This window comes from Aeromonas sp. 5HA1, assembly GCF_029237245.1.
Taxonomy (GTDB): domain Bacteria; phylum Pseudomonadota; class Gammaproteobacteria; order Enterobacterales; family Aeromonadaceae; genus Aeromonas; species Aeromonas salmonicida.
The window spans coordinates 79,207-95,214 of the sequence record NZ_JAACFW010000018.1; the positions used below are offsets into that span (position 1 = coordinate 79,207).

Genomic DNA, 16,008 nt, shown 5'->3' on the forward strand with positions numbered 1-16,008 from the left:
TCCCCTGTTTTCATCAGATGCGGGGCCGCCTCCCTGTGAGAGGGCATGCACGCAGCTGATGAAGATTCAGAAGAGGGATGGCTCCGGGCAACACTTCATCGTGTTAGTGCACGGAGCACAGCCTCCTGACAGAGCATTTGAACAGGATGTACAACATGGAAAAGCGGTCCAACAAAAATTTTCTGGTCGCAAAATACACAGAACCCGCTTGTGAGTCAAATAACCATCGGTTGAACGCCTGGATCAAGCCCTCGCTACTCGTGGTGCAAGGTGATGCAATCCAGGCCGCCGTTGCCCCTGAGCAGAGCCTCCGCCTGGTTAAATCCCCCCCGCGTGCTGCTTGCTGTCTGACCCACGAAGTAGGTGGTCAGCTCGGGCACCTCGCGTTTCAACCAGGCGCTGAAGGCCTGATTCAGGGGGGCTATGCTGGCGGCGTTGGTGATGTAGAAGGGTTGCTGCGCCGTGCCCATGATGCCGTTCATCCAGTTCACCGCCCGCTTGTTCACGTTGAAGGCGCCCGGGGTGGCGATGGGGGGCAGACCGGCGTCGGTCAGCTGCTGCCGGATGAGGGCATGGATCTTGTGCCAGCGCTCGGCCTGTTTCCGCAGGCTAGTGAGCGTCTCGGTGAGGCCCTGGCGTTCGCTGTCGCTCAGGCTGCCATCATTGGTCAGTACCTGCTGGATCAGCGCCTCGCTGGCTGCAGGGTCGTTGAACAGAATGCGGCCATCGGCCAGCGGGCGCATGGCCATGTCGAGGTGAAAACCGGGTTGGGCCAGGATCACCAGATCGCGCTCGGCCACCTTAAGCTCCTGCGCCATCAGGCGCTGGCTGATGGCCATCATGGCGAGGAAACGGCGGGTCTGCTCATCCAGCTCGGCGCCGGCCAACTCCTTGCGTTGGTAGCCGCCGGCCTGCAGCATGCGTCCCAGCCGGGTCAGGGTGGCGGCATCGGCCTGCAGGGTTTGCAGCTCCTTCTCTATTTGGTCATCAGCAAAACCAGAGTGGAGATCGGCGGTCACCACCAGGCTGGCGTACTCCTGCTTGAGGCGGGTCAGCAGATCGAAGGAGGCCGGCAGCGGTTGGCCATGGATGGCGCGATAGCGCTCGGCAATCCGCTCCCCTTGCTGCGGGCTCAGAAACATCCGCTGCTCCGCCGCCTCCCGGGTTGACCCATCCACTTCGTACTTGGCGAGCTCGGCCTTGGCACGCGCGGTTTTGGCAAAGGCGTGGCGCTGCGGCTCATCCAGCCCCTGCGGCAACAGGTTGGCCGCCTCCAGCAGGATGAGGTCCACCTCGGTGTCATGACCCTTCTGGAAGGTATAGGGGCTGCCCAGCCACTCCTCTTCGTTCAGGTGCAGCCGAAACTCGCCGTCGCGCTCCATCTTCTCCTGCAGGGCGGCGATGCGCTCACTGTCCAGCCGGCTGTGGTGCAGGGTGGTCTGCAGCAGGGCATCGCGGCCGATCAGGGCATAGGGGATGCCGTCGGCTCGCTGGCCGGTCAGCATGTTGCCGCCATCTATGATGGAGAAGGTCGGGATCAGCTCCCGTCCCTGTTCGTTGGCAAAGGTGTCGGCCTGGGAGAGCATGCTGTCGTTGAGCCCCTGGGAGGCCTGGCTGCCGAGGCTGTGGTGGCCCTCCTGTTCGGCCTGCGGGCTCTGCTCGGTCAGGGCGGTGACGAAGACGTGGTAGCTATCCTTGTCGGCCAGCGGCGCCCGGGGGCGGAAGATGAGGGCACCATCGCGCGACAGCCACATGTTGTCCTCGGTCCAGGTGTACATGTCAGCGTGGCTGCTGACCGAAAACCCCTGCTCCCTGCCGATCTGCTCCAGCTCCGCCACCAGTTCCGGTTCGGTCTGGAGGGGCAGGTGGAGCTGGTGGATCCGGTTGCCCAGATCGTCCTGCGCCAGCTGGAAGGTGCGAGCGAGGGCGGGCGTCTCTGGTCCATGGCTGGCCAGCGGGTCGTCCGGGAATATGATGGGGGTTGCCGTGGCCGAATTGAACCAGAAGAGAGTCGAGATGGCGAGTGCCACACCGGTTTTACGCATGATGATTACCTTTTTGTTATGGCGGGATAACTATCCCGCGAGCCTGAACTGCATGTTGGCGCAGAACGAGGATCTCCTCGCGCCGGATGGAAACCATAAGGTTCAGGCTTGGAATAACAAGGCCGCAGATTTGAATTGACTTTTAACCCTGGCTAAACAGCACAAAATACATCCTGTAAATAACCATTAAATAGACTTTAATTCGTTATTACTTCATTAGAAACAATGCATTGTGGTATCTCTATTATCTATAAAGAGATCGGTTTTTATATTTCAGGCTGGTCGCCATCCGCCTGAAAATACGAAGTTTTTAAGTGATTAAAGATAAATGGTGCAAGCCAATAGGGAGGAGAGCCATACAGGGAAATAACAGGGTCAGGATCTGGTCATGTATTGGCGGCGATAAACGAGGCGGATATTGGGAGTCTGCACAAGCGGGGAGGCCATGTGCCGGCCCCGAAGCGCCGCCTGTCACTCACCCGCTTATGCCTGCATCAGCCAGACGGTGGCCTGATAGGGAGCAAAGTGAGTCGTGGGCGCGTCCGGGTAGTTGCCCATCAGCAGGGTGGCCCCCCTCTCCACCAGGTCAAGATGGGGCATGGGCAAGGTGCCCGCGGTGAGATTGGCGAGCAGCAACAGGGTGTGGGTCTCGCCGGTGGCAGGATCCCGCCACCGACGGCGGTAGCTGATGCGCTGTGGATCATCACAATCGAGCAGCTCGAAGTCGCCGTGGCGAATGACGGGGTGGGCCTTGCGCAATGCAATCAGCTGGCGATAGTGGTGAAACAAGGAGTCGGGGCGGGCCTGCTGCTCGGCGGCGTTGATGTCCATGTAGTTGTCGTTGAGCGCAATCCAGGGGGGGGGGGGCTAAAGCCTGCGTGAGGGTTGTCATCCCACTGCATCGGGGTGCGGGCGTTGTCGCGGCCGATGGCATCCAGTCGTCGGCTCAGCTCGGCGGGATCCAGCTCCGCCTGGCTGGCACAGTAGTGGATGGCCTCCACATCGCGCAACTCATCGGCCTGCCAGTGGCGGTTGGTCATGCCCAGCTCCTCTCCCTGATAGATGAAGGGGGTGCCCTGCATCATGTGCAGCACCAGGGCCCACTGTTTGGCACTCAGCTCGCGCCACTCGGGCCTGTCGTCGCCAAAGCGGGAGACGGCGCGGGGCAGGTCGTGATTGCCGAGAAACAAGCTGTTCCAGCCCCGGCCGTGCAGCCCCTGCTGGTGGCGGGCCATCGCCCGCTTGAAGGTGAGGAGATCAAAGCGGGATGACCATTTATCCTGCCCCAGACCCAGATGCTCGAAGTTGAACACCATGCTGAACTCGCTGCCATTCGGGTTCGAATAGTGCTGCATATGGGCGAGATCCGCCCCCCAGGTTTCCCCGACCGTGATGATCCCCTTGTTGCCGAAGCTGGCGCCGTTGAGCTCGCGGATATAGTCGTGCAGGCGGGAGCCGTTGCTCATGGCAAGGGGCGACCACTCCTTGCTCACCATGTCGATCACATCGAAGCGGAACCCCTTTATGCCCTTGGCCAGCCAGAAGTTGATCACTTCAGCCATCTCGGTGCGCACCGCCGGGTTGTCCCAGTCGAGATCGGCCTGGCTTATGTCGAAGTTGTGCAGATAGTAGCGATCAAGCTCTGGCACATACTCCCAGCCGCTGCCGCCAAAGATGGACTCCACCGGATGGGCATCGACGAAGGCTTTATCCCGGAAAACGTAATAGGCCTGATAGCGGGCGTCCCCGGCCAGCGCCCGTACAAACCACACATGCTCGGTAGAGGTATGGTTGGCGACTATGTCCATCATGATGCCCATGCCGCGTTTGGCAGCCTTCGCAATCAGCTGCTCCATGTCGGTCAGGGTGCCGAACGCCGGGTCTATGTGGCGATAATCAGCCACGTCATAGCCGTTGTCCCGTTTGGGGGAGCAATAGACAGGGGTAAGCCAGAGCATGTCGACCCCAAGCTCGGCCAGATAGTCGAGGCGCTGGCAAATGCCATTGATATCCCCCATGCCATCGCCGTTACTGTCCTGAAAGCTCATGGGGTAGATCTGGTAAATCACACAGTTATCGAGAGGGGTCATGGGTCAGGCCGGGCACAGAGAGATGACCCCATTCTAGGTGTTTGCAGATGCGTAGGGCAGGGCGTGGGAACGTCTGAAAAGGGTTCCATAGTTGACTGATTGTCAAAAATGAGGGGAGGGTCACAGGCCGCCCTCCCTTGCCACATGCGTGGCAGGAATGGCGGCGCCTTCAATACCGATGATGGGAAAGGATTATCGGTTGGCCGTGATCTGTTCAGCCTGCTGGCGCTCAGCCTGTGCCTCCAGCTCCTTGCCGAGGAAGTAGTTCAGGAAGGTGCGGATCACCGCAATGATGGCGAGACGGATCAGCTCCTCCTTGCTCGGCGCGACAGTGGTGGCCAGGATGTCGGCGGCGAGCTGGAACTCCAGCGCCAGAATAAGCCAGCTGCCAAAACAGAGCCGGATCCGCGGAAAGCCGGGCTGGTGATCCCGTACCCGCGCCGCCAGCCAGAGGGTCTTGCCAAGGCCAATGACCACGCAGGCGATGGAGATGATCTCCAGCAGCAGCTGGAACAGCTCGACCCCGTGCATCATGCCTTCTCTCCATATTGAAATGTCTAACCAAGCCATCACAAGGCGTTCTCCTTAGCCGGTAATGATTAGAACAATGTTATTAACATATTGATTCATAAAGGCCAAACCATAGTGATAGCCGCATACTATCTGGATGGATGGGCAATAGGACGCTTGGTTCCACTTGACCACTTTTTGTATGGGAAGCACAATTCTTGCTCTTTCATGGACTTAAACAGTTAAGAGGCATTCTCATAATGGAGACGCTGAGGCCAGCTATTGGTATCGATCTGGGGACCACCAACAGTGCGATTGCCGTATGGCAGGATGGCAAGGCCCATCTCATTCCCAATGCGCATGGCCAGGATCTGACACCATCGATAGTCTGCATTGGTGATGACAATACCTTGTTGGTGGGTCAGGCAGCTGCCACCCGCCTGCTAACGGATCCATCCAATACCGCCTCCCACTTCAAGCGTTTTCTTGGCAGTGAGCGGCGTTACAGGCTTGGCAAGGAGCAGTATACCCCGACTGAACTCTGCGCACTGGTGTTGGGTAGCCTGAAGGCTGATGCCGAGGTGTGGCTTGGCCACGAGGTGTATGAGGTGGTGATCTCGGTACCTGCCTACTTTGGCGATCAGCAGCGCAAGCAGGTGCGCCTAGCGGCCGATTTGGCGGGGCTCGATGCGGTGCGTCTCATCAACGAACCGACGGCAGCCGCTATGGCCTACAGTCTGCACGAGCAGCATAGCCGCCGCTTTCTCGTGTTCGATCTGGGCGGTGGCACCTTCGATGTGACCGTGGTGGAGTACCAGGACGGTATCATGGAGGTGCGAGCCTCGGCAGGTGACAACCGGCTTGGCGGCGAGGACTTCACTCAGGATCTGGTCGACGCTGTGCTCGATCAACTCGGCACAGATCGCAGCGATATGCCACTCTCGCAGCTTGGGCAGGTTTATTTGGCCAGCGAGCGGGCAAAGCGCCATCGCAGTGGTAGCTGCTTGGAGGTCGAGCTTGGTGGCGAGTGGAACCGCACACTGCGTTTTTCCGAAATTGAGCTGGCTGGCATCTGGCGCGAAACCCTCAACCGGCTGCGCAAACCGCTGAGCCAGGCGCTCTCCGATGCGCGCCTGCACCCCGAGGAGGTTGATGAGCTGATCTTCGTCGGCGGGGCGAGCCGCCAGAGCGAGGTTCAGCAAACGGCAGTACGCTTGCTCGGCCGTTTTGGCCGTCACGATCTGGATCCTGATAGGGTGGTGGCTATAGGGGCAGCCATCCAGGCCGCCTGCCGCCTACGCGATAGCGCGGTGGAAGAGCTTATCATGACAGACGTCTGTCCTTTTACGCTGGGCATCGAGGTCAGCCAAGGAGATCAGCACGGTATCTTCAGCCCCATCCTGGAGCGCAATACCGTGGTGCCGGCTTCACGCGTAGAGCGTTACCGCAGTGGTCACGAACAGCAGAAGGCTGTGTCTATCAGCATCTATCAGGGAGAGCGCTTCTGGGTACGGGACAACTTGCATGTTGATAACCTCGAGATCCCGCTGCCGACCGGCAAGGGCATTCAGGAGGTAGATGTGCGCTTTAGCTACGACATCAATGGCATGCTGGAGGTGGACGTGACGCTGGTAAGCACCAGCGAGCTGTTTCAGAAGGTGATCGATAGAAGCCCGGCAGGTGTGACTGAAGAGAGAAAGCGCGAGAGCCGCGAGCGTCTGGCCCGTCTCAAGCACCATCCGCGCGATGCGCTGCCCAATCTGACCCTGAGCGAGCGACTGGAGCAGCTTTATGAAGAGAGTACAGGAAATGAGCGGCGTCAGATAGAGCAGTGGCTGCTGCAATTTGAACGGGTCCTGGCTGGCCAGGACCCGCAGCTTATCCGCTCATTTCGCGAAGAGATGAACGCCCTGCTCAAGCAGTGGCACTAGCCAATAATCTCCTCAAGCGACATGCGGCCCTTGGCATAGAATGCCTTGGGCCACCCGTGGCGCAGCTCTCCCGCTTTGACGCCTGATATGGCAAGTAGATGCCCCAACCAGATGGGCAGTCCCCAAAACGCCGAATTGGAGAGAAACAGAATCGAAAACCACATTGCGCTCCATGGCCAATAGAGCTGTAACACGGGCCGCCGTTTGGTGCCTCGCGTTACCTGATAGATGAGATAGACGTTCAAGAATAAGACGCTACAGAGGGAGAGCAGACTGCCACGCTCCGTCTTCCAGGCCATGTAGGGATCACCCAGTATGGAGAAGGGGTGGTCGCTCAACGGGAAGACCATGAAGAGTTGCAGCAAGCCGATGAGCATGGTGAACAAGAGTGCGCCCTTACCCAGCTGTTTAAAGCGTGAGCGGTCATGAGCTCTGTCATGTGCAAGCTGTTGATTGAGCTTGTCTTCGAGGTAACCGAGCGTGAGGCTCGCCGCCTCTCGCTGGTGGGGGGTGAGCAATTCCTGATCCCTTAGCAGCGGCTGGATGAGTCGGCTGTTAAAACCGCTTCGATTCACATCATGGGTCAATAGCCCGATGCAATAGCAACTGGGATGGACAAAGGTGGCGGCATTCTCACAAGGAAGATGCTGCTCCAGAATCGTGGGCGCGGTTATCGTGTCGGTGTCCTGAATCAGGTATCCGTATATGAGGGACTCCATGTTATACGGATAGTTTGTCAAATCCAGATTCCACTCCTTTCTGATGGCCTCCATTCGTCTGCGTAGCGGGCTCAGCAGGTAGCTATAGGCCGCGTTGCTCTCCGGGTGGCAGAGCAGCAGGTTCCACAGCACTATGTTACTGGCGAGATCCGGCTCGTTATCGAGGCGCCGGCCAATCAGGGCTGCGAGCGCAGGCAATTCATGGGCCCTGGCTCTGTCTAGCAGCGACTGATCGCTCACCTCCGAATTGCGCAGCAGAGCGGTCTGATTGCTCAGGGTCACTGACAGCACGTATTGCTCTGGCCAGCGGGCGCATGCCGTGGTGATGGCCGCCTGATAGATAGTGGGCTGTGCCGAGAGACGCAGTACGGTGGTGAGCGGGGTGTCATCCTGGCTGGGGGGGAGCACGCCCATGGCGTTGCGCAGTGCAGCGAGATGCTGTGTCGGTGTCCAGGCGTAGGCGTAATAAAACTGTGCCCAGCGGAAACAACCGGGCCAGCTTTCGCCGTGCCAGGCATCGCCAAGGCGTGTGTCGCTGTAAAGACGATGGTGTGAGAGATAAGCTCCCAGATGTGTTCCCTTAACCATGTCGTCTTGCCACTCTTCCTCGTCGGCACGCTGAGCGATGGCCTGGAACCAGGCGTCCGGTATCAGCGGATAGCGGCGCAGGCACTCGAGCCACTGTTGCGGCGTGGCGCAGGCAATCTGCTCGGCACTGGGAGGCGCGATACTCAGCCAGTCATCGCTGCCATAGCTGTCAAGCAGTGCGTCAAGCTGGGGTAGTTCTGGCCGTTCGGCCAGTTTGCGGCGAGCGTGGTGTTGTAGCAGGTGTGTGAGATACCGCCAGCCACCCTCGGCCTCGGACAGCTCGGGCTGTGTCAGAGCCGCCTCCAGTGCCTGCCAGGTGCCATATTCGCTGTGCCACCAGAGTCGGGCCAGTGCGCCCCTAAGCCCAGGAATGGACTCGAGTACCAGTATTGTCTGGGGGGCCTGGTCCAGTTTCAGCATCAGATCATGCAACCACTCCTCCATGGGGTCGGGCTGCTGCCAGGGCAGCATCAGCCACTGGGGCTCCCAAAAGGCACTGCGTGCGGTGGACCAGTCGCTGGCGATGGCAAAGGCCTGTAACCAGCGGGCCAGCGTCTGATCGCTGCCCAGATGCCACTGGATAAGGTGGTTGGCGAGCAGCGCCTCGTATTCCCGCTCTGCCAGCGCCTCGGCGATCTGCATCACCAACTGCTCCTTGCCACAGAGCAGGGCTGCGTCGGAGAGTAGGTGCCAGTCGTCTTCACTCAGTGAATCCTGCTCCAGCAGGGTGAGCGCGAGTGAGAGGCGATAACTGGTATTGCCGTCGTTACCGGCGGCGCGCAGGGCTCGCAGTTGCAGGCGCAGCAGATCAGGGTGATCGCCGACCATGTGCTGGGGGTAGTGATAGAGCAGCCCCAACACGTTGTTGCGATCGCCGGCCTCGAGCGATAGGAGCAGGGGCTGATAGAAGGAGAGCACGGCGCGCTGGCGCGCATGATCCAGGGTCGCGAGCCACGCCAGCGGCGCCGGCAGCGGCGCCTGGCGCCAACTGTCGAGATATTCCCCTTGCCGTTGCAGATCGCCACTACGGCGCAGCAGCGCGGCCCAGTCGAGTGCCTGCCACAGGCGCTCGATGAGTGGCCCCGGCAGCCAGTGCCACGCGAAGATGCGCTTAAGTACTTCGTCCGAGAGTTGGCTCTGCTGCACCAGCGAGAGCGGTTGCAATGATGCTTGCCAGAGATCCCACTCGCTGGCGACAAAGCGCCGTTTGGCGTCCCCGAGCAGTGCCAGCAGTGCGGCCAGTTCTGGGGCCTCGGCCGGGCGGGCCAAGCCACCCGCTTGCTCTGCGGCATCACGCATGGCGGGGCGTGGCCGGCTGGCGGCCTCATAAGCCTCACGCAACAGGCGAAATCCCTCCGGGTCATCCTCCGGGTGGCAGTCACGCAGCTTGAGGTGGTAGGCGCGCTTGATGGCGACCAGATCGTCGGTCTCTTGGATCCCGAGTCGTTGCCAGATATCCATGTTTATTCCTGCTGCTCACTGTTGAAGAGGTCGATGAGGCTTTGCGGTTGTGCGACGTCAGGCAGTGGCACCTCATACCAGCTCTGCCCGTGGATCGGGTTGTCGGGGTCTTTGAGGGCGTCCGTCAACATAGATCGCATCAGCTTAGCGATCCAGCCGTGCAGCAACGCATGAGCGGCCTGCTCCGGATCTCCCTCTTCATGGCTGAACTTCCAGAGGCAGCGACCGGCATACCAGGCCTGGGTGTACTGTTCCCAAGAGTGGTAACGCCGACGAGCCTGGTGGGCGAGATGGTTGTGGATGAAGCAGAACTCCTCCTCGCTGACCCAGCCAAAGCGCAGCCCCTCCCGGGTGAGGTACGAGGCGCGCCCATAGTCCCATGCCTGCACACCATGGGGGCCGATATAGGGGGCGGTGCGAGCCACAAAATCGAGAGAGGCGCGGTGACTCGGCGAGGTTGCACGCTCACACATGGCTTGCCACTGGCTCGGTGGCAGGCAGTGAAAGGCGCCGTAGTCCTCAAGCATGAGGTGGCCATGGCATTGGCCGAAGGCCAGCTCACGTACCTGCATGTGCAGATCGACGCGGTTCTCTATGCCCCAGTCGTCGGCGAGGGTACTCCTATCATCCAGGCCATCCCGCAGTGAGGTGGGTTTTAGATACTCGCGCCACTCGGTCTGGAAGGCGATTTGCGGCGAGGTTAGGGTCAGCCACCATCGTTCGTATGGGGCAAGATTGGTACTATCTAACATGGGTTTCACCGGGGGGCATTTGAGTCAGCTGGTAACTATAAAGGTGTGCGAAAATGGATGCAATTGATCCTCTGTTACTGGTTGCGCAACCAGCCGGATAGTCGGTCAATGAGCTGACGTGCCTCCGGCCAGTTGGAAGAAGCCGTGTATAACCCCCTGTTGCCGCTGACAGATAGCCGTGACACCGGCTTGCAGCAGTTTGCGATAGAGCGCTTCCCCCTCATCGCGCAGCGGATCATATTCTGCCGTTACGATATGGGTCGGCGGCAATCCTGACAGGGCGGGATGGTGGAGCGGGCTGGCTTCGGGGTGAGTGGCGGGCAGCTCTCCCATATAGGCGTGAAATCCGCTTAGCAGCATGTCGCGGGTGACTAGGTAGTCATCCCCCAGCAGGCGATAGCTGTCACTTTCGCTCACAGCATCGAGCATTGGATAGATGAGCAGCTGGGCGGCTGGCAAGGGGGCACCTTGCTCCTTGAGTCGCAAGGTGGTGATCAGGGCGAGGTGGCCGCCGGCACTGTCGCCAGCAAGGACAATCCGCGCCGGATCGCCATGCCATTTCTCCACATCGGCTATGATGGCGAGCGTGGCTGCCAGTGTATCGTCATGGGCGGCAGGATAGGTGTGTTCAGGTGCAAGGCGGGTATGTACCGCAAACACCAGTGCACCGGTGCGATTGCACAGCATCCGCATTTGGCGGTCGTGGGTGTCGAACTCGCCGCTGACAAAGCGGCCGCCATGAAAGTAGATTAGGGCCGGACGGCTTGTGCTTGAGGTTGGCGCTGGTTGATAGAGGAGAACGGAATAATGGTCGTTTTGCCACTTTTCGACAGAGCCAACCTCTTCCCGTTCACCGCCCAATACGGCCGAAGCAAGATAGCCTTCACGTCGCGCCTGCCAGCTCAGGCTGCTCGCCTTGGGGCGGCCTGCTGCAATGAAATCCGCCACCATGGCCGCAATGGCCGGTTCAAGTTGTGTTTCCATAACGCACCAATAACTGTATATAAAAACAGTCACTGTGCGCTTTTAGCCAGAGAGCGCAACCGGCGTTAACTGAGGCAGCTCACAAAATCAGGCTTCAATCAGCACGAATTCAATGACATAGAGTGGCGGCAGGTCAGGGTAGATATCCCGGATCACCTGTTTTAGCTCCGCCAGGGTCATGTTCTCCTGGCGGGCGTGTTCGTCGTTGAGGGCATCGAAGGCGACCGACGTGACCGACAGTACCTCAATGGTGCCGAACGGCTGGTGCTCGGGGTTGGTAAAGAGTGCCAGTCGCTGGCCCGGTTGCCACCGGGCTTCGCTCTCGTCGCGAATGGTGATGGTCTTGCGGCCCGCCTGAATATCGGTCACGAAGCGGCTGAAGAAGGTGAACTCTGGGTAGGATTGGGAATGCATGGGATGTCTCTTTGATAGCAGTTAAAGGTTGAGGTAGGCGCGCAGTTTGGCGAGATCGGCGATGGTGAGGCCGTCAGCGCCTTCGCACACGATTCCCTGCCCGACCAGCTCCTTGAGGGCGCGGCGATAGACCCGCTCCGTGGTGCCAAAGCGCGCCGCTTCATGAGCCCGCTTGCGCGAACCCAGCATGGGAGTGCGCTGGCGCTCGCGCCATAGCTCATAAGCAATGTTGTAGGCGATGGGATGCAGCAAGCGGCTGGTGGTGATGTCCAGGGTATCGAGATAATCACTGGCCAGGGCCGCGGCGAAGAAGAGTACCAGGCCGGGTTCTGCCAGCAGCCGCTGGGCCAGCTTGTGCGCACAGATGACGCTGGCATCCAGCTCGGTCTCGGCCACCACGCTCCACTGCACCGGGGTGGCACTGAAGAACTCCATCTCGCCGAAGATCTGGTTGTGGCAGGCTATTTCACCGAGTTGAAAGATGCGCCCCGAGTGCACAGTGCTGTTGAGGGAGACCCGGCCCGTCTCCACCAGATAGAGGCATTCGCTCTGCTCCCCCTGCCGCATGATGGGTTCGCCCGGCAGGTAGCGGCGCAGGAACAGGCTGCACTCCTCGAGTACCTTGGCAAATTCGGGTTCTTGCTGGCTGAGTTCGGCGTGAAAGCGGCCGAGAGGATAGGGTTGTTGCTGCATGAGAAGCCCGCGGGGGAAACGAGGGCCATGAGGCTAGCAAGAGCGCGGGCCGGATACCAGCGCCCGTGCCATTGAATGTGCCGGGCTTAACGTTTTGTCAGGGGCCGCTGCGGTGCCAGCCCCTGAAGGGGTCAGGATGAGCCTGGCTTACTGCACCAGGGCATGGAGCGCGGCGGCGATGGCCAGTCGCTCGCCGGTCATCATGGCCTGCTCGGCGCTGGCGTAGTCACCCACGCCCTGCTGCACGTCCTGCTCGAATGCCACCACGTTGCAGAGCACGGCGGCGACCCGCACCTTGCGCAGGCGACCCACTGTGAGCAGGGAGGCTGTCTCCATGTCGGCCCCCAGCAGGCCGCGCTCGTGCCAGTAGCGGCACACCGCCAGCTCGTCATCCCGGTAGAAGCTGTCGTGGGATCGCACCAGACCGTGCCAATGGGGCAGGCCGCTGGCGGCGATGTGGTCGAGCAGGGCTGCCTGCAGGCGAATGTCGGCGCAGGCAGGGTACTCGGGGGGCAGATAGGCTTGTGAGGCGCCATCGTGGCGCACGGCCCCTTCCACCACGATGAGATCTCCCAGTGCTATCTCATGTTGCAAGGCCCCCGCCGAGCCGACCCTGACCAGTGCTCGGGCGCCGGCTTGCACCAGCTCCTCCAGCGCTATGATGGCCGACGCGCCGCCTATGCCTGTGCTGCAGACTGTGATTGGCAGCCCCTGATAACGGCCGTTGATCAGGCGAAACTCCCGGTGCTGGCCCAGTACGTCACACGACGCCAGCTGGTTTGCGATGCGATCGACCCGGGCCGGGTCGCCGCACAAAACCACCCGCTCGGCAATCTGATCCGGGCGGCATTGCAGGTGGGGCAGCAGGCTCATGCGATCACTTCCTGCCGTTGGCGTTTGGCCGCAAGCATCCAGAGGCGGGTACCGTTGGCGGCAATAAACAGCAGGATCAGGTACTCCAGCGACATGGCATAGACGCCCTGGGCGGCATAGACGCCGATGCTGATGATGTTGATGACAACCCAGAGGATCCAGTTCTCCACGTATTTGCGGGTCATCAGGATCTGGGCGACCACGGAGAGCACCGTCATGCTGGCATCCCAGAACGGGAAGGCATCGGGGGAGGGCTCAGGGGTTGCGAGATTAGCGCCCAGCAGGTTGAGCAGTGAGACGGAAGTGCGCGCCAGCGCGGCGAACACAGGGTCGATATAGCGGGTCAGCAGGGCAATGGCCAGCACGCTCAGGGCAGCGGTCATCATCAGCTTGGACTTGCTCAGCCAGCGGACTTGCAGTGTGTCCCCCTGATCGTTGGCGGGCCGAGTCCAGGCGTACCAGCCGTAGAGGTTGGCACAGAAGAAAAAGAGCTGCAGCATCAGCAGGCCGTAGAGCTGGATCTGGAAGAAGATGATGGCAAACAGACTGACGTTGATAAGGCCGAACAGGTAGTTGATGGTTTTCTCCTGACTGGCAAACCAGATGCAGGCCAGGCCAAACAGGGTGCCGATGGCTTCAATCCACGACATGGCGTAACCGCCGCCCAGCGGTATGGTCACCAGGGTGTGATTGATGCTGAACCACTCGAATATGCTCATTTTCGTTTCCTTTGAAAATTTGAAAAAAGGGAGGTGATCGGAACGGGCCTATTCTAGGGGCTGCGCGGTGTCGGCCGCAGGACTTTTGTCCGCCCCGGCCTGAGCCACATCAAAGAATGGGTCAAAGAAGTGTGACGACGGCGCACCCTTTTACGAATCGTGTGGGGGGCGGGATATGCGATGATGCTCCTCCCCTTTATTGATATGTAACAAATCGGGGCAGAATAAGCTGTGGTCTGATGGAGTCCGTGGTTGCACCCTGGTGCAATGGCGGAGATGAACGAAAGGAGCGAGTGTGAATGCCGAACTGATCTGGGTCCTCTGCATGCTGGTGGGGGCCATCTATCTGTTTATGACCAACAAGGTACGCATGGACGTGGTTGCCCTGTTGATCATCATACTGTTTGTGCTGAGCGGCACCCTGACACTGCCGGAGGCGCTGGCGGGGTTCAGCGATCCCAACGTCATTCTGATCGCCGCCCTGTTCGTGGTGGGGGAGGGGCTGGTCCGTACCGGCATCGCCTATCAGGTGGGGGATATGCTGGTGAAGGTGGCGGGCAGCAGCGAGATCCGCATGCTGGTGCTGTTGATGGTGGCTGTCTCCCTGCTGGGGGCCGTGATGAGCAGCACAGGGGTGGTGGCCATCTTCATCCCGGTCGTGCTGAGCGTGGCGAACCGCATGGGGATACCGGCGGGCAGGCTGATGATGCCACTCGCCTTTGCCGGCCTCATCAGTGGCATGATGACGCTGGTGGCGACCCCGCCCAACATGGTGGTCAACAGTGAGCTGATGCGCCACGACATGCCCGGTTTCGGCTTCTTCGACTTCTCTCCCATGGGGGTCATAGTGCTGGCGATGGGGATCCTCTACATGCTGCTGATGCGGGGCTCCTTGGTGCGTGAAGGGGAGGAGGGCAAAGGCAAGCCGGCAGGACGCAGTACCATGCGGGAGCTCATCCGTGATTACCGCCTGACCGGGCGGGCTCGCCGCCTGGCATTGCGCCCGGATTCCCCCCTGATTGGCCACACGCTGGACGAGTTGCAACTGCGCGCCCGTTACGGTGCCAACGTCATAGGGGTGGAGCGCTGGCGCAAGTTCCGGCGGGTAATGGTCACCGTCTCCGGCGTTACCGAGTTTCAGGCCAGGGATGTGCTGCTGATCGACATGTCCGATCCCGAGGTGGATATTCGCGAGTTTTGCAGCGAGGCTCGGCTCGAACCCATGATACTGCGCGGTGAATATTTCTCCGATCAGGCGCGGGAGGTCGGCATGGCCGAGGTATCGCTCATTCCCGGCTCTCGCCTGCTGGGCAAAAGCATTCGTGAGGTGGCGTTTCGCTCCCACTATGGTCTGAGCGTGGTCGGGATCCGCCGCAACGGCGAGGCGCTGACCGGCAAGCTGGTGGACGATCCCCTGCTGATGGGGGACAGCCTGCTGGTGGTGGGGAACTGGAGCCTGATCCGCTTGCTGCACACCCATAACCGTGACTTCCTGCTGCTTGGGCTGCCCGCCGAGGTGGACGAGATGGCGCCAGCCCGTAGTCAGGCCATCCACGCCCTGATCTGTCTCGGGGTCATGGTGGTGCTGATGGTAACGGATCCCGTGCCCAACGTCGTAGCGGCCTTGATTGCCTGCCTGCTGATGGGACAATTTCGCTGCATCGACATGGAGAGCGCCTACAAGGCCATCCACTGGCCAACCCTGATCCTCATCGTTGGCATGCTGCCCTTTGCCCTGGCGCTGCAGAAGACCGGCGGGGTGGACCTGATTGTCGGTGGTCTGATTGCAGCCGTAGGTGAGATGGGCCCACGGGTGATGCTGGCCAGCCTGTTTGCCCTGTGCGCCCTGATTGGGCTGTTTATTTCCAACACTGCCACGGCAGTACTGATGGCGCCCATAGCGCTCGGCACGGCCCAGCAGATGGGCGTGTCACCCTATCCATTTGCCATGACCATTGCCATCGCGGCCTCGGCGGCCTTCATGACGCCAGTCTCGTCGCCGGTCAATACCCTGGTGCTCGGGCCTGGTAATTACAAATTCATGGATTTCGTGCGCATTGGCGTGCCCTTCACCCTGTTGGTGATGGTGGTGAGCGTCATCGCCATCCCCTGGTTCTTCCCGTTCTGACCTGTGGTTATCAGGGAAAAGAGACAAGCGGCCTGCGAGCCGCTTTTTATTGGGCTGTCGCGATTACAGGGAGGGGCAACCGCGGTTGAGCAGGGCTGTGG

Annotated in this window: 11 protein-coding genes and 1 pseudogene; 2 read left to right on the plus strand and 10 right to left on the minus strand. The window is 60.4% G+C overall.

The window, feature by feature from the left end:
* Positions 1 to 254: 254 nt before the first annotated feature.
* The 3 genes and pseudogenes from GWQ27_RS16150 to GWQ27_RS16160 form a co-directional block, all read right to left on the minus strand.
* A complete protein-coding gene (locus tag GWQ27_RS16150; protein ID WP_275907777.1) occupies positions 255 to 2,045 on the minus strand; it encodes a hypothetical protein in 1,791 nt (596 codons plus the stop codon).
* Positions 2,046 to 2,528: 483 nt separating this feature from the next.
* Positions 2,529 to 4,167: pseudogene (locus GWQ27_RS16155) on the minus strand (alpha-glucosidase).
* Positions 4,168 to 4,327: 160 nt separating this feature from the next.
* A complete protein-coding gene (locus GWQ27_RS16160; protein ID WP_275907778.1) occupies positions 4,328 to 4,669 on the minus strand; it encodes a DUF1622 domain-containing protein in 342 nt (113 codons plus the stop codon).
* A 236-nt stretch (positions 4,670 to 4,905) separates the two neighbouring features.
* Here GWQ27_RS16160 and GWQ27_RS16165 point away from each other — a divergent pair, with 236 nt between their 5' ends.
* Positions 4,906 to 6,576: a molecular chaperone HscC gene (locus GWQ27_RS16165; protein ID WP_275907779.1), complete on the plus strand. Its 1,671-nt coding sequence runs from the start codon at positions 4,906 to 4,908 to the stop codon at positions 6,574 to 6,576.
* Here the strand turns inward: GWQ27_RS16165 and GWQ27_RS16170 are convergent.
* From GWQ27_RS16170 to pnuC, 7 genes are all read right to left on the minus strand, one after another.
* Complete coding sequence (locus GWQ27_RS16170) at positions 6,573 to 9,344, minus strand: J domain-containing protein (protein ID WP_275907780.1); 2,772 nt, start codon at positions 9,342 to 9,344, stop codon at positions 6,573 to 6,575. The genes GWQ27_RS16165 and GWQ27_RS16170 overlap by 4 nt on opposite strands.
* Before the next feature lie 2 nt (positions 9,345 to 9,346).
* Positions 9,347 to 10,096 carry a DUF1266 domain-containing protein gene (locus GWQ27_RS16175; RefSeq protein ID WP_017412610.1) on the minus strand — a complete coding sequence of 250 codons (750 nt, stop codon included), beginning with the start codon at positions 10,094 to 10,096 and terminating at the stop codon, positions 9,347 to 9,349.
* A gap of 105 nt (positions 10,097 to 10,201) precedes the next feature.
* Complete coding sequence (locus GWQ27_RS16180; protein WP_275907781.1) at positions 10,202 to 11,080, minus strand: alpha/beta hydrolase; 879 nt, start codon at positions 11,078 to 11,080, stop codon at positions 10,202 to 10,204.
* An 87-nt stretch (positions 11,081 to 11,167) separates the two neighbouring features.
* Positions 11,168 to 11,494, minus strand: a complete 327-nt coding sequence (gene yqfB / locus GWQ27_RS16185; RefSeq protein ID WP_275907782.1) for a N(4)-acetylcytidine aminohydrolase — start codon at positions 11,492 to 11,494, stop codon at positions 11,168 to 11,170.
* A gap of 21 nt (positions 11,495 to 11,515) precedes the next feature.
* Positions 11,516 to 12,187 carry a Crp/Fnr family transcriptional regulator gene (locus GWQ27_RS16190; RefSeq protein WP_275907783.1) on the minus strand — a complete coding sequence of 224 codons (672 nt, stop codon included), beginning with the start codon at positions 12,185 to 12,187 and terminating at the stop codon, positions 11,516 to 11,518.
* Between the two features lie 147 nt (positions 12,188 to 12,334).
* A complete protein-coding gene (locus GWQ27_RS16195) occupies positions 12,335 to 13,060 on the minus strand; it encodes a nucleoside phosphorylase (protein ID WP_059168408.1) in 726 nt (241 codons plus the stop codon).
* Positions 13,057 to 13,779 carry a nicotinamide riboside transporter PnuC gene (gene pnuC / locus GWQ27_RS16200; protein ID WP_275907784.1) on the minus strand — a complete coding sequence of 241 codons (723 nt, stop codon included), beginning with the start codon at positions 13,777 to 13,779 and terminating at the stop codon, positions 13,057 to 13,059. The genes GWQ27_RS16195 and pnuC overlap by 4 nt, the downstream gene beginning before the upstream one ends.
* Before the next feature lie 295 nt (positions 13,780 to 14,074).
* Between pnuC and GWQ27_RS16205 the strand changes: the two genes are divergently transcribed.
* Positions 14,075 to 15,907 (plus strand): SLC13 family permease, encoded by a 1,833-nt coding sequence (locus tag GWQ27_RS16205; protein WP_275907785.1) that lies wholly within the window; start codon positions 14,075 to 14,077, stop codon positions 15,905 to 15,907.
* The last annotated feature ends 101 nt before the right edge of the window (positions 15,908 to 16,008 follow it).

What these genes read in the sequence shown, in the direction of transcription:
- GWQ27_RS16150 (WP_275907777.1), bottom strand. Translation starts at nt 2,045, where the DNA reads ATGCGTAAAACCGGTGTGGCACTCGCCATCTCGACTCTCTTCTGGTTC.
- GWQ27_RS16160 (WP_275907778.1), bottom strand. Translation starts at nt 4,669, where the DNA reads ATGATGCACGGGGTCGAGCTGTTCCAGCTGCTGCTGGAGATCATCTCC.
- GWQ27_RS16165 (WP_275907779.1), top strand. Translation starts at nt 4,906, where the DNA reads ATGGAGACGCTGAGGCCAGCTATTGGTATCGATCTGGGGACCACCAAC.
- GWQ27_RS16170 (WP_275907780.1), bottom strand. Translation starts at nt 9,344, where the DNA reads ATGGATATCTGGCAACGACTCGGGATCCAAGAGACCGACGATCTGGTC.
- GWQ27_RS16175 (WP_017412610.1), bottom strand. Translation starts at nt 10,096, where the DNA reads ATGTTAGATAGTACCAATCTTGCCCCATACGAACGATGGTGGCTGACC.
- GWQ27_RS16180 (WP_275907781.1), bottom strand. Translation starts at nt 11,080, where the DNA reads ATGGAAACACAACTTGAACCGGCCATTGCGGCCATGGTGGCGGATTTC.
- yqfB (WP_275907782.1), bottom strand. Translation starts at nt 11,494, where the DNA reads ATGCATTCCCAATCCTACCCAGAGTTCACCTTCTTCAGCCGCTTCGTG.
- GWQ27_RS16190 (WP_275907783.1), bottom strand. Translation starts at nt 12,187, where the DNA reads ATGCAGCAACAACCCTATCCTCTCGGCCGCTTTCACGCCGAACTCAGC.
- GWQ27_RS16195 (WP_059168408.1), bottom strand. Translation starts at nt 13,060, where the DNA reads ATGAGCCTGCTGCCCCACCTGCAATGCCGCCCGGATCAGATTGCCGAG.
- pnuC (WP_275907784.1), bottom strand. Translation starts at nt 13,779, where the DNA reads ATGAGCATATTCGAGTGGTTCAGCATCAATCACACCCTGGTGACCATA.